Below are 26,681 nucleotides of genomic sequence, written 5' to 3'. Positions count from 1 at the left end.
AATAAGCGCCTATCCGGCCGCCACCCGAATCTGCTGTAAAAACCGCTTGGTGCGCTCGTGCTGCGGGTGGCGGAACAGGGATTCGGGCGAGCCTTGCTCCACTATCACGCCGTTATCCATGACTACCACGGTATCGGCTGCTTCCATTGCGAATTTGATTTCGTGGGTTACCACCATCATGGTCCAGCCTTCTTTCGACAATGCCCTCATGGTATCCAACACGTCCTGCACCAGCTCGGGATCGAGAGCAGATGTCGGCTCGTCAAACAACACCAGCTCGGGCTGGATGGCAAGTGCGCGGGCAATGCCGACACGCTGCTGCTGCCCGCCGGAAAGCTGGTGGGGATAGAGATCGGCTTTGCCGCCCAGCCCCACTTTTTCCAACAGCACCATAGCGGCCTGTTTGGCTTGTGCGGCAGATTTCCCCTGCACGGCCACAGGGCCTTCCATCACATTTTCCAAAGCGGTTTTGTGCGGAAACAGGTTGTATTGCTGAAACACCATGCCCGATTTGCGGCGCAGGGCGAGCATGTCTTTTTTCGACACCCCGGCGGCAAAATCGATTTTCAATGCTCCGCCCCCGTTAAAGGCTATGGTGCCTGCCTGAGGTATTTCCAGGGCGTTCAGGCAGCGCAGGAAAGTGGTTTTGCCTGAACCGGATGGGCCCAGTATCACCACCACGCTGCCTTTGGCCACATCTAAGTCGATGCCGCGCAAAACGGCGTTATTCCCGAATGATTTGTGGATATTGCGGATTTCAATCATGGCTTGCCTCACTTGGCAATATAACGGTCGAGCTGTTTTTCGAGTTTGGCCTGAACGATAAAGAGCAAAAAGCAAAACACCCAGTAAATCAGGCCGGCCTCGATATAAACGGGAAGAAAATCATAGCTGGCGTTGGCAATCTGCTGCGCTGCGCGAAAGAGCTCGGTGATGGTTACCACCGAAGCCAGCGAAGTATCTTTAAACAGGCCGATAAAGGTGTTGCTCAAGGGCGGCACAGACACGCGCAAGGCCTGCGGCATAATGATGCGGCGGAAAGTCTGCATATAGGTCATGCCGATGGAAAAACCGGCTTCCCACTGGCCTTTGGGCACCGACAATATTGCTGCGCGTATGGTTTCGGAAGCATAGGCACCGATATTGAGCGAAAAGCCGATGATGGCGGTGGGCAGCGGGTCGAGCGTGATACCGATGGCGGGCAGGCCGTAAAACACCACCATCAGCTGCACCAGCATGGGGGTGCCGCGTATGGCCGAAACGTAAAACCGTACCATGCCCGAAAGCAAACGGTGGAACAGGCCGGCAGCAGGCACCACTCTCACCAGCGCCACGCCCAGGGCAATCAGTATGCCGCACACAAAAGAAACCGCAGCCAGCGGAACCGAATACAGAAACCCTGCCTTCACCATCGGCCAAAATGCGTTTATGACCAAAGCCGCGCGGGCTTCGGTCATAAAAGGCAGCGCGCTTAAGAAATCACTTAACACTTACATCTTCACCAAAGAATTGCTCGCCCAGCTTTTTCAGCGTGCCGTCCTTGCGCAGCGCTTCCACCGCGCCGCTGATTTTTGCCAAGGCTTCATCATTGTTTTTATTCACGATAAAACCCGCCCCCAGTTTTTCTCCGGCAGGCGCCGTCCAAGCCGTTTTCAGGCCGGAATCAGGGTTTTTCTTCAGATAATCTAGCAGGGCCAGCGAATCGTTGAAGGTGAAATCGGCACGTTTCTGCCGCACCAGCGCCAGCGCCTGCGCCATACCGTCCACGGGAACAATCTCTGCACCGGCTTTCTGCGCCATTTCACCATAATTGCTGCTCAGGGTTTGCGCGGCCGACAGGCCTTTAACATCGGCCAACTGCTTGATGCGGGTGTCGTTTTGGCGGCTTACCGCCATCGGGCCGGAATAACTGTAATCGGCCGATTTGTCGAAAGTGGCGCGGCGCTCCGGCGTGGTCAGGCTCACCTGGTTGACCACCATATCGAAACGCCCCGCTTTCAAACCGGCCAGCATCGCATCCCACTGGGTTTCTTCAAACTTGATTTGAATGCCCAGCTTTTCGGCCACGGCACGGGTAACTTCCACATCATAACCGGTTAATTTGCCGCTTTCGTCATGATAGGTAAACGGCGCATAAGTGCCTTCGGTGCCCACGGTTACCGTGCCTTTGTTGTTGATGCGCTCCAGCAGCGAACCGGCCGCAGTTTGCGGAGCCGGTGCGCCGGAAGCCTGAGTGCCTGCGTCTTCGCCGCCGCAGGCTGCCAAAACCAATGCAGCCACGCTGCCCAACACGATTTTTTTGAACATGGTGTTTCCTGAAAAACGGATAAAACGCGCATTGTACGGTAATCACCCTGCCGATACAAAGAACGCTTGCTTCTATTGTTATGAGTTTTTACAGCGTTAAAGTTATACAGCAGGCCGTCTGAAAAATGCCGTGCCGGCCGTCTGAAAAAACACCGCGCCGCCCGCCGCCGTTATCTGTTGTACAATCGCCGTTGTTTTCAGACGGCCACGGCAACCATGACGCAACTCACCCACCCGCCTTTTGCCCCCAAAGTTTTGCAGACGCTGCAATCGCTCGGCATCCGCACGCAGGCAGATATACGCTCGCGCGGGGCGACCGGCACGTTTCTGCTGCTGAAAGCGGCCGGGCTGACCGTTACCCGCAGCACCCTGTGGCAGCTTGCCGCCGCCATGCGCAATGCCGGGGCGCACGACCTGGAGCCGTCTGAAAAAAACGCCCTGCTCGAAGCAGTGCGCCTGCACCCGCCGGTAGCAGTGTTTCCGCCTGCCTCAGAAATGGAATTTTTTATGCGGCAGGCTCTGGCGCAGGCTAAGCAGTCTGCCGCAGCGGGCGAAATACCGGTGGGTGCGGTGGCGGTGAAAAACGGGGAAATTATTGCGGCGGCACACAACACCTGCATCAGCAGCTGCAACATCGGCCGCCATGCCGAAATCAGCGTATTGGAAGCCGCCGGCCGCACACTGCAAAACTACCGGCTCGATGGCTGCGACATCTATATCACGCTGGAGCCTTGCAGTATGTGTGCGGGCGCACTCATCCAAGCGCGGGTTGCCCGCGTGGTTTACGGCGCCCGAGAGCCGAAAACGGGCGCTGCCGGCAGCGTGGTGGATTTGTTCGGCAATATCCGCCTGAACCGCCGCACAGCAATTGCCGGCGGGGTGCTGGCCGATGAGTGCGGAGCGCTGCTGCAACAGTTTTTCCATGCCCGGCGGCAAACCCGCCCCACCCAATAAAATATCTGAAACCTGCCCAGAAATTAACCGCCCTCCAAAAAAAGTCAGGCACTATCCACTCCTGAAAAACGGCCAAGTGTGCAGTTATTCGACCTGCGTCCCAAGCCAGACACCATCACCCAATGTATGAGTTACAGTTTTTTACGGCAAAGTATTCAAACGGATTGAGTGGAAGTTATGAAATACCATCTGCAGGGGAGTGCTAAAAAAACATACGGCCAACGTTTTTTCTCTAAACCGCGCTGCCGTGCGCAAACGGGCATTGCGTTATATTCTCCACGAGGAGGGCAGCATCGGCCGGCGGTCAGACATCACCATTTATCCTTTGGATTTTCAGTCTGACGTCATTAGAATGATCATAAATTTAAGAGTCTGCCCCCAAAAGAGACATGGCCAGTTGAATCTGCCGACAGACTCTATACACACCCGACAACCGCCCGATATCGCAGGCAAGGCCGTCTGAAAACAGTTGCCTGAAGGCAAAAGATCTTCAGACGGCCTGCATCTGCTTGCAGTGCCGCCTTGACGGTTTGGGGCAAATTGAAAGGCGGGAAATCTGTGAAGAAGCCAAGCCGGCTAAGATACAACCATAATGGGATTAAATTGAAATTAAAAGGACTGGGTCTGTGCAATACAAGGTTTAGGCCTTGGGGGTTGATTGGTTAAACTGTTCGTTTTTTTGGGGTAGTCCAGTCCGTTCTCTCAACCCTTTCATCGATGCCGAAACCGAACATACCGTTAAACGCCATAGATGCGCATACATACTTAAATGATCCGTGCGGACCGGCGTGGCGGGTTTTGTCCTTACCGTTATCGGATTCCCAATCCGTACCGGCCTGTTCGCCATCGGGCATCGTGCGGTTTCCGGTGGATTTGCCGGCCGCTTTCGGCCTGCCCGGGCGCGTTCGGCAATGTCGATTCGGGAGGCTTTTTGACGGGTGGGATTGGCTGCCGCCTGAAACCGGACAGCAACCAAACCACACACGGCAGGCCGTGTTAAAATAAGCCGCAGCCGCCCGGCATACCGTTTCAGAAAGGATAACCATGAGAATACTCCACACCATGCTGCGTGTCGGCAACCTCGAAAAATCATTAGCATTTTATCAAGACGTTTTGGGCATGAAACTCCTGCGCAAACATGATTACCCCGAAGGCCGTTTCACACTGGCATTCGTAGGTTACGGCAACGAAGCCGAACACGCCGTTTTGGAACTCACCCACAACTGGGACATTGAACAATACGATTTGGGCACCGCCTACGGCCATACCGCCATCGAAGTGGACGATGCCTATGCTGCCTGCGATGCCGTGCGCGTCAAAGGCGGCAAGGTTACCCGCGAAGCCGGACCGATGAAACACGGCACCACCGTGATTGCTTTTGTGGAAGACCCTGATGGCTATAAAATCGAATTTATCCAAAAAAACAGCGGTAACGATTCAGTGAAATACAGCTGAGCATTACCGGTTTTTTATAGTGAATCAAAAACAAACGAAATGTAAAATACCCTCCTTTTTTCATGGGGTACGATATACAAGGCCGTCTGAAAATGTTTCAGACGGCCTGTTAACACGATAACGGTAAACCGCTTTATTTTTTACGCTGCGGCGGTAAATCGGTGCATACGCCCAGCGCCACTTCTGCGGCAAGGCCGATGGTTTCGCCCAAAGTCGGGTGCGGGTGGATGGTTTTGCCGATATCGGCTGCATCGCAGCCCATTTCGATGGCCAGGCAGATCTCGCCTATCATGTCGCCGCCGTTGGGGCCGACAATGCCGCCGCCGATGATGCGGCCGCTTTCGGCATCGAAAATCAGCTTGGTAAAGCCGTGATCGCAACCGTTGGCGATGGCGCGACCTGATGCTGCCCACGGGAAGTTGGCTTTGGTGATTTTGATGCCCTGCTCTTTGGCAGAGGTTTCGGTTACGCCCACCCAGGCTACTTCGGGAGCGGTGTAGGCCACGCCGGGTATCACCCTTGCATCGAAATAGGCTTTGTGGCCGGCGCAATTTTCGGCGGCAACGTGGCCTTCGTGCACGGCTTTATGCGCCAGCATGGGCTGGCCGACAATGTCGCCGATAGCGTAAATATGGGGCACGTTGGTGCGCATTTGTTTATCTACATTGATAAAACCGCGCTCGGTAACGGCCACACCGGCATTCTCGGCACCGATGAGTTTGCCGTTGGGTGCACGGCCTGCAGCCACCAACACTACATCATAGCGTTGCGGCTCTTTAGGCGCGGCGGCACCCTCAAAGGTAACATAAACGCCGTCTTCTTTCGGCTCTACCGCCACGGTTTTGGTATTGACCATGATGTTGTCGAAGCGGTATTCGTTCTGCTTCTGCCATGCTTTCACTAAATCGCGGTCGGCACCCTGCATCAGACCGTCCATCATTTCGACCACGTCAAGACGGGTGCCCAGCGTACTGTACACTGTACCCATTTCCAAGCCGATGATGCCGCCGCCGATAATCAGCATTTTACCGGGCACCGATTGGAGCGCGAGTGCGCCGGTCGAATCGATGATGCGCGGGTCTTCGGGGATAAACGGCAGGTTTACCACGCGGCTGCCGGCGGCGATGATGGCGTTTTTGAAAACAATGGTTTTCTTCTCGCCGGTTTCGTCCTTGCCTTCGCCTGACGTTAATGCTACTTCCATGTGGTGCGGGTCGATAAACTGGCCGTTACCGCGGATAATATCCACTTTGCGCGCCTTAGCCATACCGGCCAAACCGGTGGTCAGCTTGCCAATCACCTTTTCTTTGTAACCGCGCAACATGTCGATATCCAACTCCGGCTCGGGATATTTGATTCCGTTGGCGGCCAAGTGGCGCACTTCATCGATTACGTTGGCGTTGTGCAGCAGGGCTTTGGAGGGGATACAGCCCACGTTCAGGCACACACCGCCCAAAGTGGCATAACGCTCGACAATGGCAACCTTCAAGCCCTCGTCTGCTGCGGCAAACGCGGCAGAATACCCGCCGGGGCCGCCTCCCAGCACCACCACATCGTATTCGGCATCGGCCTTGCCGCTGAATGGTGCGGCCTGCGGTGCGGCCGCCGCTGCGGGAACGGCTTGCGCTGCCTCGGCCTTAGGCTCTGCTTTGGGCGCTTCTGCCGCTGCGGCGGTTTCAATCACGGCAATCACACCACCTTCGGAAATTTTGTCACCTACTTTGACTTTGACTTCTTTCACCACCCCTGCAACTTCAGTAGGTACATCCATAGTAGCTTTGTCTGTTTCCAAAGTAACCAACGTATCTTCCACTGCAACCGTATCGCCTGCTTTGATTTCGACGGCAATAATATCCACATTTTCATGGCCGCCGATGTCGGGTACTTTCAATTCGATTAAACTCATTTTTAACCTTTCATTTTAAAGATCAACAGAAGCTCCTTCTACTTTTGCAGGCTGTCTGAAAACCATTTGCATTTGATGGTTTTTCAGACGGCCTGCCTATATTTATTTCAATAAGATTGTCGGCTGGTAACCTTTGGCTTCCGGAGAACCATCGAAAGGCACAACCACTTTATCTTCATAAGTAACGTAAGCTTTATATTTCACTGCCGTATCGGATTTTGCCGGATTACGGGCAATAAACGGGAAGGCCGTATATTCTCCCGCTTCCATTCTGCCTTTGTAAACTACGGTTGAAATATTGCCTTCGCTGTTTTTTTCTACCTTGTATTTCCAACCCAGTACCGGATGAATGAACAACAGCTTTACTTCTTCGGGTATCACAAATTTGACTTGTGTAACCGCCTTATTGCGATTAGTGGGTACGTTCAAACGGAAGTGATCCGACTTTCCCGACATGCTGTCCACGCCATTGGCAAAATTACGCACGGTTACATGGGCTTGTGCCATTGTACTTACTGCCATTCCCAAAAAAGCAATACTCAAAATATTGTTCAGTTTCACACCCTGCTCCTTGAATAATTGAATTGATTCTGACCTGAAATACTAAATACTCAGATTTTACCTTATTGAAGGCAGATTATTAAAAAAACGATTTACTGCTTCGGAAAACGGCTTTCAGGCGGCCTGCACTATCAAGAGGCCGCCTGAAAAACGGTTACAGCATTACTCGGCGGAAATCTTTCAGCAGGTTTGCGAGATACACGGTAAAGCGCATACCGGCCGCGCCGTCGATGACGCGGTGGTCGAACGACAGGCTCAGCGGGCACATTAAGCGCGGCTGAAATTCTTTGCCGTTCCAAACGGGTTTCATCTGCGATTTGCAAACACCCAAAATGGCCACTTCGGGGGCGTTTACAATCGGGGTGAAGCCCGTGCCGCCGATGCCGCCCAAGCTCGAAATGGTAAAGCCCGCGCCCTGCATTTCATTGGGCTTGAGCTTGCCTTCGCGGGCCTTTTTGCTCAACTCGGCCAGCTCGCGTGAAATTTCTTTCAAGCCTTTTTTGTCGGCATCTTTAATCACCGGCACCACCAAGCCGTTGGGCGTGTCGGCGGCAAAACCGATGTTGTAGTATTTTTTCAGAATCAGGTTGTCGCCGTCCAATGAAGAATTAAACTCGGGGAATGCCTGCAACGCGGCTACCGACGCCTTGATAACAAACGCCAGCGGCGAGAGCTTCAAACCTTCGCGCTCCCACTCTTTGTTAAGCTGCTGGCGGAAAGTTTCCAAATCGGTCATATCGGCTTCATCGTTCACGGTAACGTGGGGAATCATAACCCAGTTGCGCGACAGGTTTTGGCCGGAAATTTTCTTGATGCGCGACAGCGGCCGGGTTTCAATCTCACCGAATTTGCTGAAATCGACTTTCGGCCACGGCAGCAGGTCAAGGCCGCCGCCGAGCGATGGTGCACCGGCTGCGGCAGAGCCTGCGCCGCCCTGCATGGCGGCTTTCACAAAGGCCTTGATGTCGTCGCCGACAATGCGCCCTTTGGCTCCGCTGCCTTTCACCAAACCCAAATCCACGCCCAATTCGCGTGCCAGTTTGCGGGCGGAGGGGCCGGCATGGGCTTTGGCAAACGCGGCCTCATTAACCGGTGTGTTGCCGAATGCGGCAACGGGGGCTGCGGCGGGTCTTGCGGGGGCGGCTGCCGGTTGTGATACAGCTGCAGGAGTTTGCGGCGCGGCGGCTTGCGGCACCTCTGCTGAAGGGGCGGAAGCTGCACCGCCTGCGGTTTCCACTTCGATAATCTGCGTGCCTTGCGAAACTTTGTCGCCCACTTTCACATACACGGCCTTCACCACACCGGCGGCGGTGCTGGGCACATCCATTGTGGCTTTATCGGTTTCCAGTGTAATCAGCGTATCGTCAACGGCCACGCTGTCGCCTGCTTTCACTTCAACGGCAATCACATCCACTCCGTTGTGGCCGCCGATATCGGGTACTTCTACTTTAACGGTTGCACCGCCTGCCTGTGCGGCGGGGGCGGCTGCTTGGGCTGGGGCGGGAGCGGCCTCGAGGGGTTGTTCTGCAGGGGCAGATGCGGCGGCACCGGCTTCCACCAGCACAATCACGCTGCCTTCGGATACTTTGCTGCCCACCTGCACCTTCACTTCTTTCACCACACCTGCGGCATCGGCCGGCACGTCCATGGTGGCTTTGTCGGTTTCCAGCGTGATCAGCGTGTCATCAACGGCAATGGTGTCGCCCGCCTTCACTTCAACCGCGATCACGTCCACATCGCTGTGGCCGCCGATATCGGGTACTTTGATTTCTACGATCTGACTCATCGTGATATTCCTTTATCAACCACAGTTTGCATACTGCGGCTTGAATGTTTCAAATGTCTGCCAACTTTTTCAGACGGCCCGGACAACAGGCCGTCTGAAAAGCCGTCTGAAAAAAAGCATCAGCGTTTCCAGCTTGGTGCGGTATCGGTTTTGATGCCGTATTTTTCGATGGCCTGCTGCACCACGGCTTTTTCAACCTTGCCTTGGTCGGCCAGCGCGCTCAGGGCGGCTACGGCAACATGGCGGCTGTCTACCTCGAAGAAATCACGCAGGTTGGCACGGCTGTCGCTGCGTCCGAAACCATCGGTGCCCAAAACATGGTAATCATTGGGAACATAGGCTCTGATGCGGTCGGCAAAGCTGCGGATATAGTCGGTGGAAGCAATCACCGGGCCTTCACGACCCTGCAGCTGCCGGGTAACGAAAGGCAGTTTGTTTTCTTCCAGCGGGTGCAGGCGGTTGTAGCGCTCCACTTCGATGGCATCGCGGTGCAGCAGGTTGAACGACGGGCAGGACCAAATATCGGCTTCTACGCCGAAATCGGCTTTGAGCATATCGGCGGCTTTAACCACTTCGTTCAGAATCACGCCCGACCCCATCAGCTGCACTTTCTTGCCGCTTTCGCCGCCTTCGCGCAACAGATACATGCCTTTGATGATTTCTTCTTCAATGCCTTTGCGCTGCGGCATCCCCGGGTGGGCATAGTTTTCGTTCATCACGGTGAGATAGTAGAACACGTCTTCCTGATCCACATACATACGGCGCAGGCCGTCTGCAATAATCACCGCCAGCTCGTATTGGTAAGTCGGATCGTAAGAGAGGCAGTTGGGGATTAAATCGGCCTGAATCTGGCTGTGGCCGTCTTCGTGCTGCAAACCTTCGCCGTTAAGCGTGGTGCGTCCGGCTGTGCCGCCCACCAAAAAGCCGCGTGCGTGCATATCGCCCGCCGCCCAAGCCAAATCGCCTACCCGCTGGAAACCGAACATCGAGTAGTAAATATAGAACGGAATCATGGCGTAGCGGCTGTTGGCATAGCTGGTGGCGGCGGCAATCCAGTCGGCCATCGCGCCCGGCTCATTGATGCCTTCCTGAAGAATCTGACCGTCCACCGATTCTTTGTAGAACATCAGCTGGTCTTTATCCTGCGGCGTGTATTGCTGGCCTTTCGGATTCCAAATGCCGTATTGGCGGAACATACCTTCCATGCCGAAGGTGCGGCTTTCATCGGGCACAATGGGAACGATGCGCTTGCCGATCTGCTTGTCTTTCAACAAAGTGGAAAGAATGCGCACAAATGCCATGGTAGTGGAAAATTCGCGATCGCCGCTTGATTGAAGCTGTGCGTCAAATGCTTCCAAAGCCGGCACGGGAATGGCCTCGGTATTGGGATTGCGCTGCGGCAGATAGCCGCCTAAAGCATTGCGGCGCTCGCGCAGATAGCGCATTTCTTCGCTGTCTTCGGAAAAGCGGTGGTAAGGCAGGTTGCCACTGTCGATCTGCTCATCGGTTACGGGAATGCCGAAACGGGTGCGGAATTTTTTCAGCGATTCCACATCCATTTTTTTGGCCTGGTGTGCTACGTTTTGGCCTTCGCCCGAAGCGCCCATGCCGTAGCCTTTGATGGTTTTGGCCAAAATCACGGTGGGCCGCCCGCCTGCATGGTTTACCGCTTCGTAATAAGCGGCATACACTTTGTGCGGATCATGGCCGCCGCGGTTCAAAGCCCAAATTTCTTCGTCAGACATACCGGCAACCATCGCCTTTAATTCGGGCGTATTGAAGAAATGCTCGCGCACATAGGCACCGTCTTTCGATTTATAGGTTTGGTAGTCGCCGTCCAAACATTCGTTCATGCGCTGCTTAAGCGCGTTGCTGGTGTCGGCAGCCAGAAGATTGTCCCAACGGCGCCCCCAGATCACTTTCAACACGTTCCAGCCCGCGCCGCGGAAATTGCCTTCCAGCTCTTGAATGATTTTGCCGTTGCCGCGCACGGGGCCGTCCAAACGTTGCAGGTTGCAGTTAATCACAAAAATCAGATTGTCCAAACCTTCGCGGGCGGCCAAAGAAATCGCGCCCTGGCTTTCTGGCTCGTCCATCTCGCCGTCGCCGCAGAAACACCATACTTTGCGGCCTTTGGTTTTGGTCAGGCCGCGCGATTCGAGATACTTCAGAAAACGCGCCTGGTAAATCGCCATCAGCGGCCCCAAGCCCATAGACACAGTGGGAAACTGCCAAAAATCGGGCATCAAGTGGGGGTGGGGATAGGAGGACAAGCCCTTGCCGTCCACCTCTTGACGGAAATTGTCAAGCTGTTCTTCTGTCAGACGGCCTTCCACAAAGGCGCGGGCATAAATGCCCGGCGCAACGTGCCCCTGAACAAACACCATATCGCCTTCTTCACCATCGCCTTTGGCTTTCCAGAAATGGTTGAAACCGACATCATACAGAGTGGCGGCAGACTGGAAAGAAGCAATGTGCCCGCCCAGCTCCAAATCTTTTTTGCCGGCACGCAGCACCATGGCAGCGGCGTTCCAGCGGATGGCGGCGCGGATGCGGTGTTCCAGTTCGTGATTACCCGGCGACTTCTGCTCTTTACCCACGGGAATGGTGTTCAAATAAGCGGTGGTGGCGTCAAACGGCATATGCACGCCGCGCCGGCGGGTATATTTCACCAGCTGCTCCAGCAAGAAGTGCGCACGCTCTTCCCCCTCGCTTTCCAGTACCGAGCTTAACGCATCGAGCCATTCCTGGGTTTCAATCGGGTCTGCATCTTGAATTTGGTTCGACATATTCATCCCTTCTGTTAAGTGTCAGAATCAGCCTTTTCAGACGGCCTTTCTGCTTTCGTTTATGAAAACCTTGTATGTTTGCCCTGCAGCGCAAACACACGGGCAGTCTGCAACGCCTGCGCGCCGCCGGCCTAAAGCATCAATATGAAACTTTAGCGGCCGACCGCCCGCCTTTTGGCGGCAATTCGGGCTGCGCTGCAATATCCATTGCTTAATACAAAATCCTATCAGCAAACTGTGCCGCTGGCAAATTGACGCAAACGCGTCTGCAACACTTCCGCGCATTATTCAGGCCGGTTTTGTTCTTTATAGAAACATACAGCTTGATAATTGCCGGTTTGTTTTCTTTCTCAGCCCGCAAACGAATCAAAACGAATATTTTACTGTGTAAAATCTCACTGTATAAAAAACGTTGTTGCGGTTTGACCGCCAAGAGCTTTCCTGCAAAAAAGCCGGGGTAAAACCCGGCCTGCGGCTATAGTTTTTTTTGTGGAAGCAACCGTAACCGTTTTCACAAACAAGTCGGTATGCTTTTATCAAACTTCAGGTATCAAACTTCAGGCCGTCTGAAACCTTTGTTGCAAACAGTTTCTGTACGGCCTGAAGCCTTTCAGACGGCCTGAAACATATAGCAATACCATACTGCGCTGCTCCGCACGGGGTTTAAAGCAAACATTCCGACGGGCTGCCGACGCGGCAACCAAGCCGGTTGCACACTACCTGTGTGGTCTGCGGCCGCCCCCTTATTTCATTCGCTTCGCCGCCATACGCCGATGGGTTGCCGACACCCGCCGCCCGTCAATGTTCTTTCGGCAGCGGGTTGAAAAACACCAGCAGGCGGCTGCCGCCCTGTTTCAGCGCTTCAATGAAAATCGCCACTTCACGCTCCTGTGTTTCGGGGTAGCTCACAGTAAACAGCCAGCCTTCCTGCGCCAATGTGTAGTTGATGCCCAAACCGTCCGGCGATGTGGGGGCGAAGGCGAAATTGATGATTACGGCATCATCGCCCAAAGTTGAGGTGGAAAGAAAGTCGGTGCTGAAAGTTTGATAACCCGTGCTTTTAAAAAAGGCGGGCACATGGCTGTTTTTGCGTTTGGCCGCCAATTGCAGGCCGAGCAGGTGGCGGTTGGCACCCTGCCCCGTTTTGGCGGCCTTTATCCGGGCCTTGTGTTCGGCCAGCGCAGCATCGAGCAGGGATTGAGCGGGCTTTTCCTGCAACAGTGAAGCCACGAATGCGAGTGACTCTTCCGATACGGGACGCACGCATTCGGTGCGGCCGTAGGCGAAATGGCTCACATCCACCGCTTCGTAGGTGTTGCGTATATCGCCGTAAGTGGTTAATTGGGCATATTGCAGCAGAAACTGCATCAGCGCGTCATGGCTCGTACCTTTGGGTATGCTGCCGCCGTCAAATGGGATAACAACGCTTTTTACGCGCATTTTGCGGGCTTGGGCGGCGTAATTCTGCTGCCATTGCGGCCAGCTTTTCTTTTGGGCGGGTGTCAAATGCCAGGCATGACGGCTGATGGCGGGAGCGGCCTTCCTGCCCTTGCCGCCATTTTTTTCCGCCGCCAGCGCAACAATGCCTTTCAATGTGCCGCCGTCTTCCCAGGTGTGTTCGCAATGCAGAAACAAACGCTCGGTGGCGGTGTTGTAGCAGAAGGTAGTCGGTTTGTAGCACCAGATATTTTGCTGCTTTGCAAATGTGGCATAGGCCAAATCTTCATCGGCATTCAGGCTTTCTTCACGGTAAATGCTGATGTGGAACAGGTCGGTTTCGAGATAATCGGCCAACTCGGCATTTTCTTCTTTGCTGCGCAGGGCTTTATAAACGCGGGCGGTTTGGTTGCCGCCGGGGTAACACGGCACGACCACGGGAAACGGGTTTTCGGCAGAGTCGGCCAAAATTTGGGCAACAGCCTGCCGGAAGGTATCGGGGTGGTAAGCTTCATCATTCTCATCAAGCGCGGCAATGCGGTAATAAAAACCGTTGTGCAGCACACCGATATGCCGGCTCGGCGTTTCGGCAATGCGGAAAGTATCACAGCCGGTTTGCGGCACCCGCGCCGCGCCGCGTAAAATCTGCCATTGCGCCATGCACACGGGCGCACCCTGCGGCGTTTGGGGCGCGCTGATGCGGCCGTGGTGATAATCGGCGCATACGCCGGCCAATGCGGCAGCCCATCCGCCCAAATCCCTGCCGAGCGTGCGGATATGGAAGCCGACATTGCTTGCCAGCGGCAACGGTGTGCGTATTTTCAAATAGCTTTCCAACCATGCGTCAATCAGCCAGCTTCGGTCGGTTTCGGCAGCAAACGCCTGCAGGCCGGCCTGCAAACCGGGCGCACTGCGGGTTTGAAACTGCCGCACGGCGGCCGCAGTTGCGGCATAGTCTTCATCGTTAAGCAGCGGTTTCACCTGCTTGAGATAGCGGGCACAGGTTTCGGCAAGATCGGGTACGGGCAGCACAGGCTGTTGCGGCATAATTTCCTCCTTTAGCATAAACGCATGATATTGAATGGATTGTAACGGAAAACAGCCGCATTGGTAAGCCCGTCCCCTATGGAAAACAGCTATCTAAAAATGGCTGCAAACCCGCCCCGGTCGAGCCTTTGCAAAGCTGTCGGGATGAAAACAACGATGCCTGAAAAACTCCAATAAACCGTGTTGGGTTGTTCCGTCATTTTTTGCTTTACTGTAACCCATTGCCAACCATGGCTGCGCCGCCCTTTGCTGCACGGATTATATTCTCTGCGGCTCGCCGCCTCACCATTCGTTTTTGCGTATCAGCAATAGCGAAGCCATTTTATTTTCGATACCGGGCAAGCCGCATGCATTACAGACAACACCGAACGGAACGGAACGGAACAGAACCGATTCCGTTACCGCATCGGCGGCCGAGAGCACCGTTATCTTTGAGCCAAAACGCAACCCTTGCAACAGAATGAAGCGTCAATTGCAAACAAGCAGAGGCAATTGCAAAGGCCGTCTGAAAGCCCTCATCGGCGGATAAATTTTCAGACGGACTACAAACCGGTTTCCGCCTCAGCCCGCCCCGCATCGACAACAACTGCCGGATACTTTGTAAAAAGGCCGCCCGAACACCCGCAACATAGCCCCAGGCCGGTTTTCAGACGGCCCGGGCATTTATGTAACGCTGTAAACCGTGCTCCCCTGAAAATCAACTTATAAAGCTAAGGCGCTCTGAAAATCAAACTTAAGGCCGTCTGAAAACCGAGATATGGTTTCAGACGGCCTGAATTTTGCCGGGCTTGGGTTTGACGCAGCGCACAAGCCCTTTGCCGCAGCCGGCCCGGCAGGCAAGAAAGGCTGCTGCCTTTTTTCAGACGGCCTTGCCGTCCAGTCCGCCTGTATCTTTAAATAAATACCGCCGCGTTGGTAATAAAGGCCGTTTAAAAAAGGCCGTCTGAATTTTTCAGACGGCTCGGGCATTTAGGCAACGCTGTAAACCGTGCCCTCTGAAAATCAACTTATAAAGCTAAGGCGCTCTGAGAATCAAACTTAAGGCCGTCTGAAAAAAGCCGCCTGAATGTTTCAGACGGCCGCTACGGCTTTAAACCGTTGATCGTTTCATTTGTTATTTACTGCGTGCAAAAACCATTTTCGCTGCCTGCCATGATACGCAGCATGCGCCGCCGATAAAGATTAGGTCGGCAACGGTGCGCACCCAGCGCAAGGTATCGAGCAGCTCCTGCTGCATGAAGCCTTCGCTGCGGGCATACCACAAACCTTGTGTGATGCTGGCATAGGCCTGAATCACGCCGACCGGCAGGAGGCTGATAACAATCATCAGCACCAACCCGCTGTTGAGCAGCCAGAAGCCCCAAGTCATCAGGCTTTCATTAAATTCTGCATCCGGTTTGATATAGGAAGCCACCAGCAACACAAAGCCCAACGCCAAAAAGCCGTATACGCCGAACAGGGCGGCGTGCGCGTGCACGGCGGTGGTGTTCAAGCCTTGCAGGTAATAGAGTGAAATCGGCGGGTTGATTAAAAAGCCGAACACACCTGCGCCCACCATGTTCCAAAACGCTACGGCAACGAAACACATAAGCGGCCAGCGCAGCCGTTTCGCCCACGGGGCTGCGTGCTGGTAGGACCAATGTTCGTAAGCTTCACGACCAAGCAGAATCAAGGGTACAACCTCTAAGGCGGAAAATGATGCGCCCACGGCCATCACCGGCGTGGTGGTGCCGGAAAAATACAGATGGTGGAACGTGCCCGGCACGCCGCCCACCAGAAACAGGCTGGCGGCAATCAATGAGGTGATGGTTGCGGTGCGTTGCGATACCAAGCCCATGTTGTAGAAAATGAAAGCCAGCGCGGCGGTGGCAAATACTTCGAAAAACCCTTCCACCCAAAGGTGGACAACCCACCAACGCCAGTATTCCATAATGGTGAGGCTGGTGTGTTCGCCGTAAAACAGCCCGGGCGCGTAAAACAACCCCACCCCTGCCATAGAGGCAACAAAAACTGCCAGCATGTTTTTATCGGTTTTCTGCCGGAAGGCGTTGACGGTGCAGCGCAGCATCAGCCACAACCACAACAGCAGGCCGACCATCAGCAGAATCTGCCAAAAACGCCCCAAATCCAAATATTCATAACCCTGATGGCCGAACCAGAAATTCAAATGCAGCGGAATGGCATGGCTCAACGCTAAAAAGTTGCCGCCGTATGATCCCAGCACCACAATAAACAGCGCGATATACAGAAAATTCACGCCCGCGCGTTGGAATTTGGGATCTTTGCCGCCGTTGATAATCGGTGCCAAAAACAGACCGGCGGTGAGAAAGCCGGTGGCAATCCAGAAAATCGCCGACTGAATATGCCAGGTGCGCACCAGTGCATAGGGAAACCATTGCGAGATGTCGATGCCGTAAAACTGCTGGCCTTCCACAGTGTAGTGCGCGGTCAGGCCGCCCAGCAACACCTGGGCCACAAACAAGGCCACGGTTAAAAACACATATTTGCCCAGGGCTTTTTGCGATGGGGTCAGCACCACTTTAGAGAGCGGGTCTTCAGACGGCGCGGCAGGTTCGTCATCGTGTTTCTTTAAAAACGAGAAACCCCAAACCAGCAGGCCGATGCCCAGCAGCAAAAACACGATACTGGCAAACGACCACATATAGTTTTCGGTGGTCGGCACGTTATTGACCAAAGGCTCGTGCGGCCAGTTGTTGGTATAGGTGGCATCATGCCCGGGGCGGTTGGTGGAAGATGCCCAAGCCGTCCAAAAGAAGAAGTCGGTTAATTTTTGGCGCGCCTCTTCACTCGGCAGCGTGCCGTTTTTCATGGCAAACGCTTCACGGGTTTTAATCATGGAGGGGTCATCACCGTAGAGCATGATGTAGTAAGGCGCAACACGTTTAACCGCTTCGATGCGGGTGGCAGAAAGCACCACCTGTCCGTTTTCATTGACGCGCCCGCCGTTGCGGTATTCTTCGGCCAAACGCGCCTGAATATTGGCTTGGACCGCTTTATCTAAATCGGCATATTTTTTACCGGTTTCTTTTTCTGCAGTGATGTCGAGCCAGGCTTCCGCTTCGCGGTGCAGCCAATCGGCCGTCCAATCGGGTGCCTGGTAGGCGCCGTGGCCGAGTATCGAACCCAACTCCATGCCGCCCGTGCTCTGCCAAGCCGACTGGCCTGCCAACACATCTTCTTTAGTGAGAACGGTTTGCCCGGATTCGCTCACATAAGCCTGAGGAATCGGGGGCACCTGCCTGTAAACCTCGACACCCAAGTAACCGAGGATAGAGAAAGTAACCGCCAGTACCGCAATCAGCGAATACCAGAGCTTTTTATACTGTCCCATTTTGTGCTCCTTCTTCTAGTTGGAAGTGGTTTCTAAATATTCATAAAATATGAATGTTGAAATTGTAGCACAAATTGATAAAAATAACGTTCTATCGCCGATAAAAAACAGAAATTTTTACTAAATAAAAGATAAATATAGATATATATCAAAATCTGTACTCGCCATCCGACACAACAACAGCTATTGGCACGATGAAAACTATTTTAAAAACACCAGTCACACCAGTCACACACTATAACCATGCTTTTAATATTCTTAAATAATGAATCAATTGATGTAAATCAATACCCATCCCGCAAGCTTCACATATGATTTTTTATCCATAAAACCGCTTCATAAAGCGGACATTTTCCAAAAAGGAACTTAACCATGAAACGCCACACCTTAGCTGCTCTGATAGCGCCTTTATTCGCTCTCGCCTCCTGCGGACAGCCGCCGGCTGAAAAGCCTGCCGAAACTTCAGCTGCTTCTTCGCCCAAAGCTGAAACCCAAGCTTCTCAGGGCGAGCTGCCGGTAATTGAGGCAGTATTGACTTCCGCACCCAACGTGCCGCCGCCGGTTGATCGGGATTATCCTGCCAAGGTAGTCGTCAAAATGGAAGTGATTGAAAAAGTGATGCAGATGGCCGATGGTGTCGATTATAAATATTGGACATTCGGCGGTGATGTGCCCGGACAATTCATCCGTGTTCGCGAGGGGGACACGGTTGAAGTACAGTTTTCCAACCACCCCACATCCACAGTACCCCACAATGTTGATTTCCACGCGGCAACCGGCCCCGGCGGCGGTGCAGAAGCCACCTTTACCGCTCCCGGGCATACTTCTACCTTTAGTTTCAAAGCCCTGCAACCCGGCCTGTATATCTATCACTGCGCCACGGCGCCGGTAGGTATGCATATTGCCAACGGTATGTACGGTTTGATTTTGGTCGAACCCAAAGAAGGCCTGCCCAAAGTGGATAAAGAGTTTTATGTGGTACAGGGCGATTTCTACACCAAAGGCAAATACGGCGAAGCCGGCCTGCAGCCTTTCGATATGGAAAAAGCCATTAAAGAGCAACCGGATTATGTAGTATTCAACGGCCACGTCGGCGCGATTGCCGGCGACAACGCCTTAAAAGCAAAAGTAGGCGAAAGTGTGCGCATTTATGTGGGCAACGGCGGCCCCAACTTGGTATCCTCATTCCACGTTATCGGTGAAATTTTCGATAAAGTATATGTGGAAGGCGGCAAGCTGATTAACGAAAATATCCAAACCACAATCGTACCTGCGGGCGGGGCAGCAATTGTCGATTTCAAACTCGATGTACCCGGCAGCTACACACTGGTGGACCACTCCATCTTCCGTGCCTTCAACAAAGGCGCGCTCGGCCAATTGAAAGCAGAAGGACCTGAAAACAAAGAAATTTATTCAGGAAAACTCAGTGACGCCATCTATCAGTCAGAGGGCGGTGCTATTCAAACCGTGCCGCTCACTGCCGAAGAAGAAGCCAAAGTGAAGGCAGGCCCCAGCAAGGCATCAAACAAAGAAGATCAGATCAAGCTCGGCAAAGCCGTGTATAACGCCAACTGCATGGCCTGCCACGGCGCAGAAGGCAAAGGCGTGGAGGGCGCGTTCCCCCCGCTTGCCAACTCCGACTATCTGAAAGCCGATCCCAAACGCGGCATTCACGCCATACTCAAAGGCCTGAGTGGAAAAATCACCGTTAACGGCAAAGAATACAACAGCGTAATGCCCGCTGTTGCGCTAAACGATGAAGACACCGCCAATGTACTGACCTACATACTCAACAGCTTCAACAACGGCGGCGGCCAGATTCACGCAGCCGATGTAGCCAAAGAGCGCGGCAAATAAATCAAAGGCCGTCTGAAAAACTTCAGACGGCCTTTGCCGCAAGAAACCATAACGTTTCATCCCATACTTTCAGACGGCCTTGTTATCCCCAGGCCGTCTGAAAAAACATCACGGAGCAAACCGCCATGAATACCGCACCACTGTTTGCCGCTGTTCTGCTGCTGAGCGCAGGCACTGCCGCCGCCGAAATGGCCAAAGTGAGCGGCGGCCGATACCGACCGCTCTATCTGAAAAAAGAAACGCCCATGATCAGCGTAAAAGCATTTCAAATCGACACCCTGCCCGTTACCAATGCCCAATTCGCCGCATTCATACAAAAACACCCGCAATGGCAGCGCGACAAAACCAGCAGCAAACAGGCCGAGTCCGGTTATCTGCGCCACTGGGTAAAAAACAATAACGGCCACGCTCCGCCCGAAAACGATTTAAACAAACCCGTTACCAATGTTTCATGGTTTGCTGCCCACGCCTACTGCGCCGCACAAGGCAAACGCCTGCCCACCATCGATGAATGGGAGTTTGCCGGCCAAGCCTCCCAAACCCGCATCAACGGCACCGCCGAACCGGGCTACAACCGCACTATTCTCGACTGGTATGCCGAAGGCAACCGCAAAGGCCTGCGCAATGTCGGGCAAAACAAACCCAATTACTGGGGCATTCACGATATGCACGGCCTGATTTGGGAGTGGACTGAAGACTTCAACAGCAGCCTGCTCACCTCAGCTTCTGCTGCCGGCAGCAATATGTTTTGCAGCGGCGCATCAGCAGGCTCCGCCGACCCCAGCGACTACGCCGCCTTTATGCGCTACGGCATACGCACCAGCCTGCAGGCTAAATTTGTACTCAACAACCTAGGATTCCGCTGCGCGAAGTAAAACAGAGCAGCAGCTTTGGCAAAATTCAAAATCATTACAAAACTGCTTTGCAAAGCATCTGAAGGATATCTGATTTTCATTTCAATTTTAATACTCAGATAGTATAGATTAGAGCCGGTTTAAGAATAAAACATTTGGTGTTTCACAGCCAATTGTTTTTCTTTTCCTGTGAACCAGCACATCCGAACCCCCGCGTATCTCCCAGTAGTTGATATTGTGCGAAACCGTTTGTCTGGGGAAATATTGACAGATAAATCCGCCGGCATCTTCATTGATCCTTTTCTCCCCCAAATAGCCGAGGCGGTAAAATAGGCTTCCGCCACCAATGCTTCGGCGGTTTGGGTGCACAGTAAAATTCTTTGCTGTTATACATAGCTACGGCACACTGGTTTTATCTGTCTCCGATGATGAGGCGCGGGCGACTCTTTAGCTTTGAAGCTCTTCAGTTTGCCGCTAACGGTATTGCTAGCAACCCGTTCGGCCGAGGTCGGTAATGCTCCTTTCCTATCTGTTGAAAAAAGCCGGGTTGTTCACACTTTTTATATGAAACAGCTTTTGTTTTTTGCTAAAACGATAGTTTCGTGATTTCTGTGCATTCTTAGAGAGCGATATAGCTTGTGCTTTTGGGTATTTTGACAACTCTCAACAATCCCAAAACGGGCCTTTAGGCAAAAAAACAAAAAGTGTAAACAACATTAGGATTTTCTACATCGCTCATTGCCGACAATGGTGTCGGATCACCAACCACCGTTGCGGAGTTTTGTGCAACAATCGCGAGAAGCTCGAGTGTTCCTCTGGCTCATGTGCTTCCATACTGCTCAATAAGGCTTCCGGCTGCTGCCGAGACGTTACCATGGTGTGCTGCTGTTGGTACTAGTAGTGCCAGACAGTGCTGTGGCGAGGCTTGATTTGATGATGTTTGTGCAACTGCTTGGGCGCCATGTTGATGGCGGATAAAGATGTTGATGTATTGAATCGGCCGAGAATGGAGCTTATCTTATAGGCTTTTCATTTGCTTCGTTTGCTTTGCAGGCTTGGCTGTTAGGATACGGTATCATTCGCTTTGAACCGGTTATATAGATCATAACAATCTTTACTCAGAAAAGGTCATCTGAAATTACACTCACTTTCAGCACCTCTATAAAAACCGCTATAATTCTGAAACTCTTACTCATCCCACATCGTGCCATGATCAGCCAATTTAAACAAATAGGCATTGTTGCCCGTCCTCAAACGCCGCGAATTCAAGAAACCCTGCATACACTGGTGGAGTTTCTACACGAAAAAAAACTTGACATTTATCTCGATGAGGCCGCTCTGCACGATGGTTCTGTCTGTGCCGTAGATGCAAAACGCTGCCATATTCTTGACAAAGGCAACTTCGGCAAAAAATGTGATTTGGTCATTGTACTGGGCGGCGATGGCACATTTCTGTCGGTAGGTCGCATTATTGCCCCTTTCCGGGTACCGGTTATCGGCGTCAATCAAGGGCATTTGGGGTTTCTCACACAAGTACCGCGCGAAAATATGACCCTGATACTCAACGGTATGCTCTCGGGAAAATATCTACCCGAAGAGCGCATTCTGCTCGAAACCACCCTGATACGCGAAGGTGGCACCGTTACCGCTTCACTGGCTCTAAACGACGTAGTTTTATCGCGCGGCGGTGCCGGACAAATGATTGAATTCGAAGTGTTTATCAATAAAGAATTTGTTTACACACAACGTTCAGACGGCCTGATTGTTTCCACCCCCACAGGTTCCACTGCCTATGCTCTTGCCGCCGGCGGTCCGATTATGCAGGCCAGTCTGCGTGCATTTACTTTAGTGCCCATTTGCCCCCAATCCATGACCAACCGCCCGATTGCCGTTGCCGACACTTGCGAAATTGAAATTCTAGTAACCAAAGGCGGTGATGCGCGCACCCATTTCGATGGGCAGTCGTTTATAGACATCCATACTTTTGACCGCATCAAAATCCACCGCTACCGCCACCCCTTGCGCGTATTACACCCCACAGATTACCAATATTACAAAACCCTTCGCCAAAAGCTGCATTGGGGAGAGCAATTGGTCGAAACATACCGTCAAATAAAAAAGATAGGAACTATACTAACTAAGCCCTAAATTTCACGTCACCTGTGCTACACTTTAAGCTGCTTGGATGGCACACCAAAGTTAAACCGAAACCCGTATTCTTTGTAAGAATAACGAAAAAGGTTGACGGTTGATTCCATTGTATTTTCTCAGAACACGCTTTTGCCGGACTCTAGAAATTCTCGATACTATTGATATGGTTTTATTTGTCTGAAAACAACCTGCCGTGATGGATACGGTGATGGGTAAAACCACTTATATCCAACATATCACTGCTACCCAAACAGTCAGTACGGACAATACTGTCAGGCATGATTTTTCTTGTAATAACAAGCAGTAGTGTTTCTCTTTTAGCATCCTCGACAACTACTGTATAAACCTTTGTACCGCGTTGAGAATCCGGATACTGTCACGTTTGTTGTTGCCTCCGCCTGAGCACGTCTGCCTTTGTGTTTACTACCGAAGCAGCCCTCATCCAACTCTACGAAGCATCAAAAATCTGGACCTGCCTTAAGAGTCAAACGATGACTGATAATGAGGCGGATTTTGCAGTAAAACAGCGTTGCGAAATGAGGATAGATTCCTAATAAATCTGCAGCAGAATGGTCTGTAACTTCACATACAAAAAACCGAAGGGGTTATCTTTAACTGCTCTTTTTAGTTACAATGGGTTATCTGCATTTCTACAGTTTGGGATAACTACTAATCCAGCAAAGTCTCAAAAGATAAGAAATCCAGCCTTACTTAAAAAATGGTTTTGTGAGTGACCGTAGTAGTAATAGTATCGGCTTCGTACCACCGTACTGCTAGTGTTTGGCCACTTGTTTTGTGTTTTTCACTATATACGTTGCTCGTACAAAGATACAAAACGCCTCAAAACCAACCCTTCAATAAGGCAAACACAAACACCAGTACAGCAAAGGCATAAAAACCCAGGCGTGTGCGGTTACCTACATGAACGTGCATATCGTGCAGAATGTAGTAGAAACGGTGCACACCGTGCCAAAGAATGGTAAATACTACGGCACACAACACCAAATATACCAATTTATTGCCGACAAAGCCGTGTACGCTGTCGTAAAAATCAGCCGGGCTGCCCAATATGCCGGACGGCAGCAGCAGGCACATCACTACTAGAACAGGGGCTAGAATCAGAGCTGCAACGGTACCGCCTGCTGAAAAGATGCCCCAATACAAAGGCTTCATGTGTTTGTTACTCATTATTTTATCCCTCTTGTCAGGCCAATACGGCAACCAGTAACACCAACACCACAAAAACTGCGGCGAATGCGCTCCAACTGGCTTTAATCAATACGGCAGCCGGAACAAATTTTTCGCCTTTCTGTATCGGCATTGCTTTTGGCACGGCTTCAAACCAAGTTTTGCTGTTGAAGCAGGCCGCAGCCACGGCAAACAGGTTCAACAGCACCATCAGCGGGTTTTTCTGCATCTCCACCCAGCCTGCCCAAGCATCAAAGCTGCCTGCTAGGGAAGCCAAGCCGCAGAACAGGTTTAATGCAGCCAAAGCCACCGGCACGCTGGTCAGCTCACGCAACATATAGAGTTTGAAAAAGCGGTTGTGCATATACCAGTTAGCCGGCTGTTTGGCGGTATAAGGTTTGCGGCTCATGTTATGCCTCCTCTTTCTTCAGGTTGGATAACGCCCAAAACGGCACGGCGGCGGCTTTGGCCTGCTGGATGGCACCGGCCGGATCAACGTGTTTTGGACACACTTCCGAGCAGTAGCCAACAAAGGTACACGGCCAAATGCCGTTTTCACCGTTCATTACTTTAAAACGGGCGGTTTTGCCGGTATCTCGGTTGTCGAGATTGTAGCGGTGTGCCAACGCGGTAGCGGCCGGGCCGAGAAAATCGGCGTTCAACCCCACCTGCGGGCAGGCCTGATAACACAGCATACAGTTGATACACATAGTGTATTGTTTGAACTTGGCCAGCTCGGCAGGTGTTTGGCGGTATTCCTTATCGGCCAGCGCGCGCGGGTTTTTATTGATGATATAGGGTTTGACCGATTCGAGCTTTTCGATAAACGGATCAGCATCCACAATCAGGTCTTTTTCGATGGGAAACTGATCAAGCGCGCCAACAGTGATTTTGCCCGCCGAAGCATATTCGCGCACAAAAGTCGAGCAGGCAAGTTTGGGTTCGCCATTGACCACCATGCCACACGAGCCGCACACCTCCATGCGGCACGACCAGCGGTAGGCCAGTTCCGGCTCGAAATCGTCTTTAATCAGGGCGAGCGCGTCCAAAATCGACATATCCTGCGTCCATTCGATTTCAAACACTTGCGGCCACGGTTTCTCGTCAATACCGGGGCGGTAGCGCATCACTTCCAGTTTAATGATTTGGCTCATGATTTTTTCTCCCCTTCTGCACCGTAAACCCGTTTGGCGGGCTGCGATTTGGTAATCAACACGCTGCTGTATTCAATCTGCGGCGGTTCTTGCTCCCCCCGATAGAAACTCAGGGTGTGTTTGAGGAAATTTTCATCATCACGCTCGGGAAAGTCCAACCGCTGATGCGCGCCGCGCGACTCGGTGCGCGCATCGGCAGAATAAATCATCGCTTCGGCCACATCCAACAGATAACCCAATTCAATGGTAGTGAGCCAATCAGTGTTGTAGGTATCCGAATGGTCGGTTACACGCACATTCCGATAGCGCGCTTTCAGACGGCCTATTGCTTCTTTGGCACGCGCACCATTTTCCGCACTGCGGTAGATGCCCACTTCCGCCTCCATCATCGCACCCAATTCGCGGCGGATGTCGGCTGGTTTCTCGGTACCGTCCGTACGATTTTTCAATTCGGCAAACGGCCGGTAAGCCTGCTCGGCCAACGCGGCAAACGCTTCACAGTCCAAGCCGCTGCCGGCGGCTTGAGCATGTTTCAGCGCCTCTTCACCCGCCACTTTGCCAAATACGCATAACTCGGCCAACGAGTTGGAACCCAAACGGTTGGCACCGTGCAGGCCGACCGAAGAGCATTCACCCACCGCAAACAACCCTTTGATACGGGTTTCGCAACGCTGGTCGGTTTCGATGCCGCCCATAGTGTAGTGCGCGGTCGGACGCACCGGAATCGGCTCGTACACAGGATCGACACCAACGAATTTCTGCGCCAGCGAGCGGATAAACGGCAGCCGTTCATTGATAAAGTCTTCACCCAAATGGCGCAAATCCAAATGCACCGCATCACCGCGCGGCGTGCTGATGGTGCGGCCGGCCTTCCATTCATGGTAAAACGCCTGCGACAAACGGTCGCGCGGCCCCAGCTCCATATATTTGTTTTTCGGCTCGCCGATGGGCGTTTCCGGCCCCAAACCATAATCCTGCAAATAGCGGTAGCCGTCTTTATTAACCAAAATACCGCCTTCGCCACGGCAGCCTTCGGTCATCAGAATGCCTGAGCCGGGCAGGCCTGTAGGGTGGTATTGCACAAATTCCATATCGCGCAGCGGCACACCGTGGCGGTAGGCCATCGCCATGCCGTCACCGGTTACAATACCGCCGTTGGTGTTGAAGGCAAACACGCGCCCGGCACCGCCGGTGGCAATAATCACGCTTTTGGCCTGCACCGCGCGTACCACGCCTTCTTGCAGGCCGTAACACAACACACCGGCTAACCCGCCGTTATCAATGAGCAAATCAAGCGCAAAATGTTCGTCCAAACGTTTGATATTGGGATACTGCATCGAGGTTTGAAACAAGGTGTGCAGCATATGGAAACCGGTTTTGTCGGCGGCAAACCAAGTTCGCGGAATCTTCATGCCGCCAAAACGGCGGACATTGGCACGTCCGTCAGGCAGGCGCGACCACGGGCAACCCCAGTGTTCCATCTGAACCATCTCTTCAGTGGCGTGTTCCACAAAATACTGCACCACATCCTGCTCGCACAACCAGTCGCCGCCCGAAACGGTGTCGTTGAAATGGTTTTCGAGCGAATCATCGTCACGCACCACGCCGGCCGAACCGCCTTCTGCTGCTACGGTGTGGCTGCGCATAGGATAAACCTTGGAAATCAAGTGTACGGTTTTATCGGGCGCGGCGCGTGCGATTTCAATTGCCGCTCTCAAGCCCGCACCACCTGCACCCACAATTGCCACATCGGTTTGAATGATGTCCATATTGCCTGCCTTTTTTGTTGGTAGTCGGTTATGTTATTAAACAACATTGTAAATAAATTTAATAAGCGTCTTTTGATAAAAGGCAAATTTAGCCGAATCTTACTGTTTGGCAAA

General features: G+C 52.7%; 19 protein-coding genes and 2 pseudogenes. 6 read left to right on the top strand and 15 right to left on the bottom strand.

Translation table 11 applies throughout. From position 1 onward, the window contains the following. Positions 1–9: 9 nt before the first annotated feature. Genes H7A79_RS00725 through H7A79_RS00715 form a run of 3 tightly spaced genes read right to left on the bottom strand, consistent with a single transcriptional unit; the run spans position 10 to position 2,307 of the window. Positions 10–765 carry an amino acid ABC transporter ATP-binding protein gene (locus H7A79_RS00725; RefSeq protein ID WP_135036933.1) on the bottom strand — a complete coding sequence of 252 codons (756 nt, stop codon included), beginning with the start codon at positions 763–765 and terminating at the stop codon, positions 10–12. A gap of 8 nt (positions 766–773) precedes the next feature. Further along, positions 774–1,457 (bottom strand): amino acid ABC transporter permease, encoded by a 684-nt coding sequence (locus tag H7A79_RS00720; RefSeq protein ID WP_377058003.1) that lies wholly within the window; start codon positions 1,455–1,457, stop codon positions 774–776. A 22-nt stretch (positions 1,458–1,479) separates the two neighbouring features. Beyond that, complete coding sequence (locus H7A79_RS00715; protein ID WP_187000753.1) at positions 1,480–2,307, bottom strand: amino acid ABC transporter substrate-binding protein; 828 nt, start codon at positions 2,305–2,307, stop codon at positions 1,480–1,482. A gap of 216 nt (positions 2,308–2,523) precedes the next feature. On the opposite strand from H7A79_RS00715, the gene tadA reads away from it, so the two are divergent. After that, positions 2,524–3,261: a tRNA adenosine(34) deaminase TadA gene (gene tadA / locus H7A79_RS00710; RefSeq protein WP_187000752.1), complete on the top strand. Its 738-nt coding sequence runs from the start codon at positions 2,524–2,526 to the stop codon at positions 3,259–3,261. 1,044 nt (positions 3,262–4,305) lie between these two features. Beyond that, positions 4,306–4,716 carry a lactoylglutathione lyase gene (gene gloA / locus H7A79_RS00705; protein ID WP_135036948.1) on the top strand — a complete coding sequence of 137 codons (411 nt, stop codon included), beginning with the start codon at positions 4,306–4,308 and terminating at the stop codon, positions 4,714–4,716. Positions 4,717–4,849: 133 nt separating this feature from the next. Here gloA and lpdA read toward each other — a convergent pair whose 3' ends face one another. The 7 genes from lpdA to H7A79_RS00670 all read right to left on the bottom strand — a co-directional run bounded on the left by lpdA (position 4,850) and on the right by H7A79_RS00670 (position 17,594). After that, on the bottom strand, positions 4,850–6,622 hold the full coding sequence (lpdA, locus tag H7A79_RS00700) for a dihydrolipoyl dehydrogenase (protein WP_187000751.1): 1,773 nt from the start codon (positions 6,620–6,622) through the stop codon (positions 4,850–4,852). A 102-nt stretch (positions 6,623–6,724) separates the two neighbouring features. Beyond that, a complete protein-coding gene (locus H7A79_RS00695; protein WP_214646393.1) occupies positions 6,725–7,183 on the bottom strand; it encodes a DUF1775 domain-containing protein in 459 nt (152 codons plus the stop codon). Positions 7,184–7,337: 154 nt separating this feature from the next. Beyond that, on the bottom strand, positions 7,338–8,969 hold the full coding sequence (gene aceF, locus H7A79_RS00690) for a dihydrolipoyllysine-residue acetyltransferase (RefSeq protein ID WP_187000750.1): 1,632 nt from the start codon (positions 8,967–8,969) through the stop codon (positions 7,338–7,340). A 119-nt stretch (positions 8,970–9,088) separates the two neighbouring features. After that, positions 9,089–11,758 (bottom strand): pyruvate dehydrogenase (acetyl-transferring), homodimeric type, encoded by a 2,670-nt coding sequence (gene aceE / locus H7A79_RS00685; protein WP_187000749.1) that lies wholly within the window; start codon positions 11,756–11,758, stop codon positions 9,089–9,091. A gap of 798 nt (positions 11,759–12,556) precedes the next feature. Beyond that, entirely contained in the window at positions 12,557–14,242 is a 1,686-nt protein-coding gene (locus H7A79_RS00680; RefSeq protein ID WP_187000748.1) for a choline/carnitine O-acyltransferase, read from the bottom strand. Positions 14,243–14,944: 702 nt separating this feature from the next. Next, positions 14,945–15,211, bottom strand: a complete 267-nt coding sequence (locus tag H7A79_RS00675) for a hypothetical protein (protein ID WP_187000747.1) — start codon at positions 15,209–15,211, stop codon at positions 14,945–14,947. A 145-nt stretch (positions 15,212–15,356) separates the two neighbouring features. Further along, positions 15,357–17,594, bottom strand: a complete 2,238-nt coding sequence (locus H7A79_RS00670) for a nitric-oxide reductase large subunit (RefSeq protein WP_187000746.1) — start codon at positions 17,592–17,594, stop codon at positions 15,357–15,359. A gap of 372 nt (positions 17,595–17,966) precedes the next feature. On the opposite strand from H7A79_RS00670, the pseudogene nirK reads away from it, so the two are divergent. The 4 genes and pseudogenes from nirK to H7A79_RS00650 all read left to right on the top strand — a co-directional run. Further along, positions 17,967–19,052 (top strand): annotated as a pseudogene (nirK, locus tag H7A79_RS00665) (copper-containing nitrite reductase); the annotation flags it as partial. Positions 19,053–19,169: 117 nt separating this feature from the next. Continuing rightward, a complete protein-coding gene (locus H7A79_RS00660) occupies positions 19,170–19,451 on the top strand; it encodes a c-type cytochrome (RefSeq protein ID WP_228068240.1) in 282 nt (93 codons plus the stop codon). A 125-nt stretch (positions 19,452–19,576) separates the two neighbouring features. Beyond that, positions 19,577–20,326, top strand: coding sequence for a formylglycine-generating enzyme family protein (locus tag H7A79_RS00655; RefSeq protein WP_187000744.1), 750 nt, complete (start codon positions 19,577–19,579; stop codon positions 20,324–20,326). Positions 20,327–21,514: 1,188 nt separating this feature from the next. Next, on the top strand, positions 21,515–22,453 hold the full coding sequence (locus tag H7A79_RS00650; RefSeq protein WP_135037099.1) for an NAD(+) kinase: 939 nt from the start codon (positions 21,515–21,517) through the stop codon (positions 22,451–22,453). Between the two features lie 17 nt (positions 22,454–22,470). On the opposite strand, the pseudogene H7A79_RS00645 reads toward H7A79_RS00650, so the two are convergent. The 5 genes and pseudogenes from H7A79_RS00645 to frdA all read right to left on the bottom strand — a co-directional run bounded on the left by H7A79_RS00645 (position 22,471) and on the right by frdA (position 26,567). After that, positions 22,471–23,104 (bottom strand): annotated as a pseudogene (locus tag H7A79_RS00645) (IS1595 family transposase). Between the two features lie 192 nt (positions 23,105–23,296). After that, entirely contained in the window at positions 23,297–23,644 is a 348-nt protein-coding gene (frdD, locus tag H7A79_RS00640; protein ID WP_187000743.1) for a fumarate reductase subunit FrdD, read from the bottom strand. Positions 23,645–23,660: 16 nt separating this feature from the next. Then, a complete protein-coding gene (locus H7A79_RS00635) occupies positions 23,661–24,053 on the bottom strand; it encodes a fumarate reductase subunit C (RefSeq protein WP_135037093.1) in 393 nt (130 codons plus the stop codon). Position 24,054: 1 nt separating this feature from the next. After that, the gene (locus H7A79_RS00630) at positions 24,055–24,798 is read right to left on the bottom strand and encodes a succinate dehydrogenase/fumarate reductase iron-sulfur subunit (protein WP_135037090.1); all 744 of its coding nucleotides are present in this window, start codon (positions 24,796–24,798) and stop codon (positions 24,055–24,057) included. Next, positions 24,795–26,567 carry a fumarate reductase (quinol) flavoprotein subunit gene (gene frdA / locus H7A79_RS00625; protein WP_135037087.1) on the bottom strand — a complete coding sequence of 591 codons (1,773 nt, stop codon included), beginning with the start codon at positions 26,565–26,567 and terminating at the stop codon, positions 24,795–24,797. Before frdA ends, H7A79_RS00630 begins: the two co-directional genes overlap by 4 nt. Between the last annotated feature and the right edge of the window lie 114 nt (positions 26,568–26,681).

Origin of the sequence: Neisseria musculi (assembly GCF_014297595.2) — a bacterium.
Classification (GTDB): Bacteria; Pseudomonadota; Gammaproteobacteria; order Burkholderiales; family Neisseriaceae; genus Neisseria; species Neisseria musculi.
Note: the sequence above shows the minus strand (reverse complement) of the source record. Positions and strands in the feature narration are given on the sequence as shown.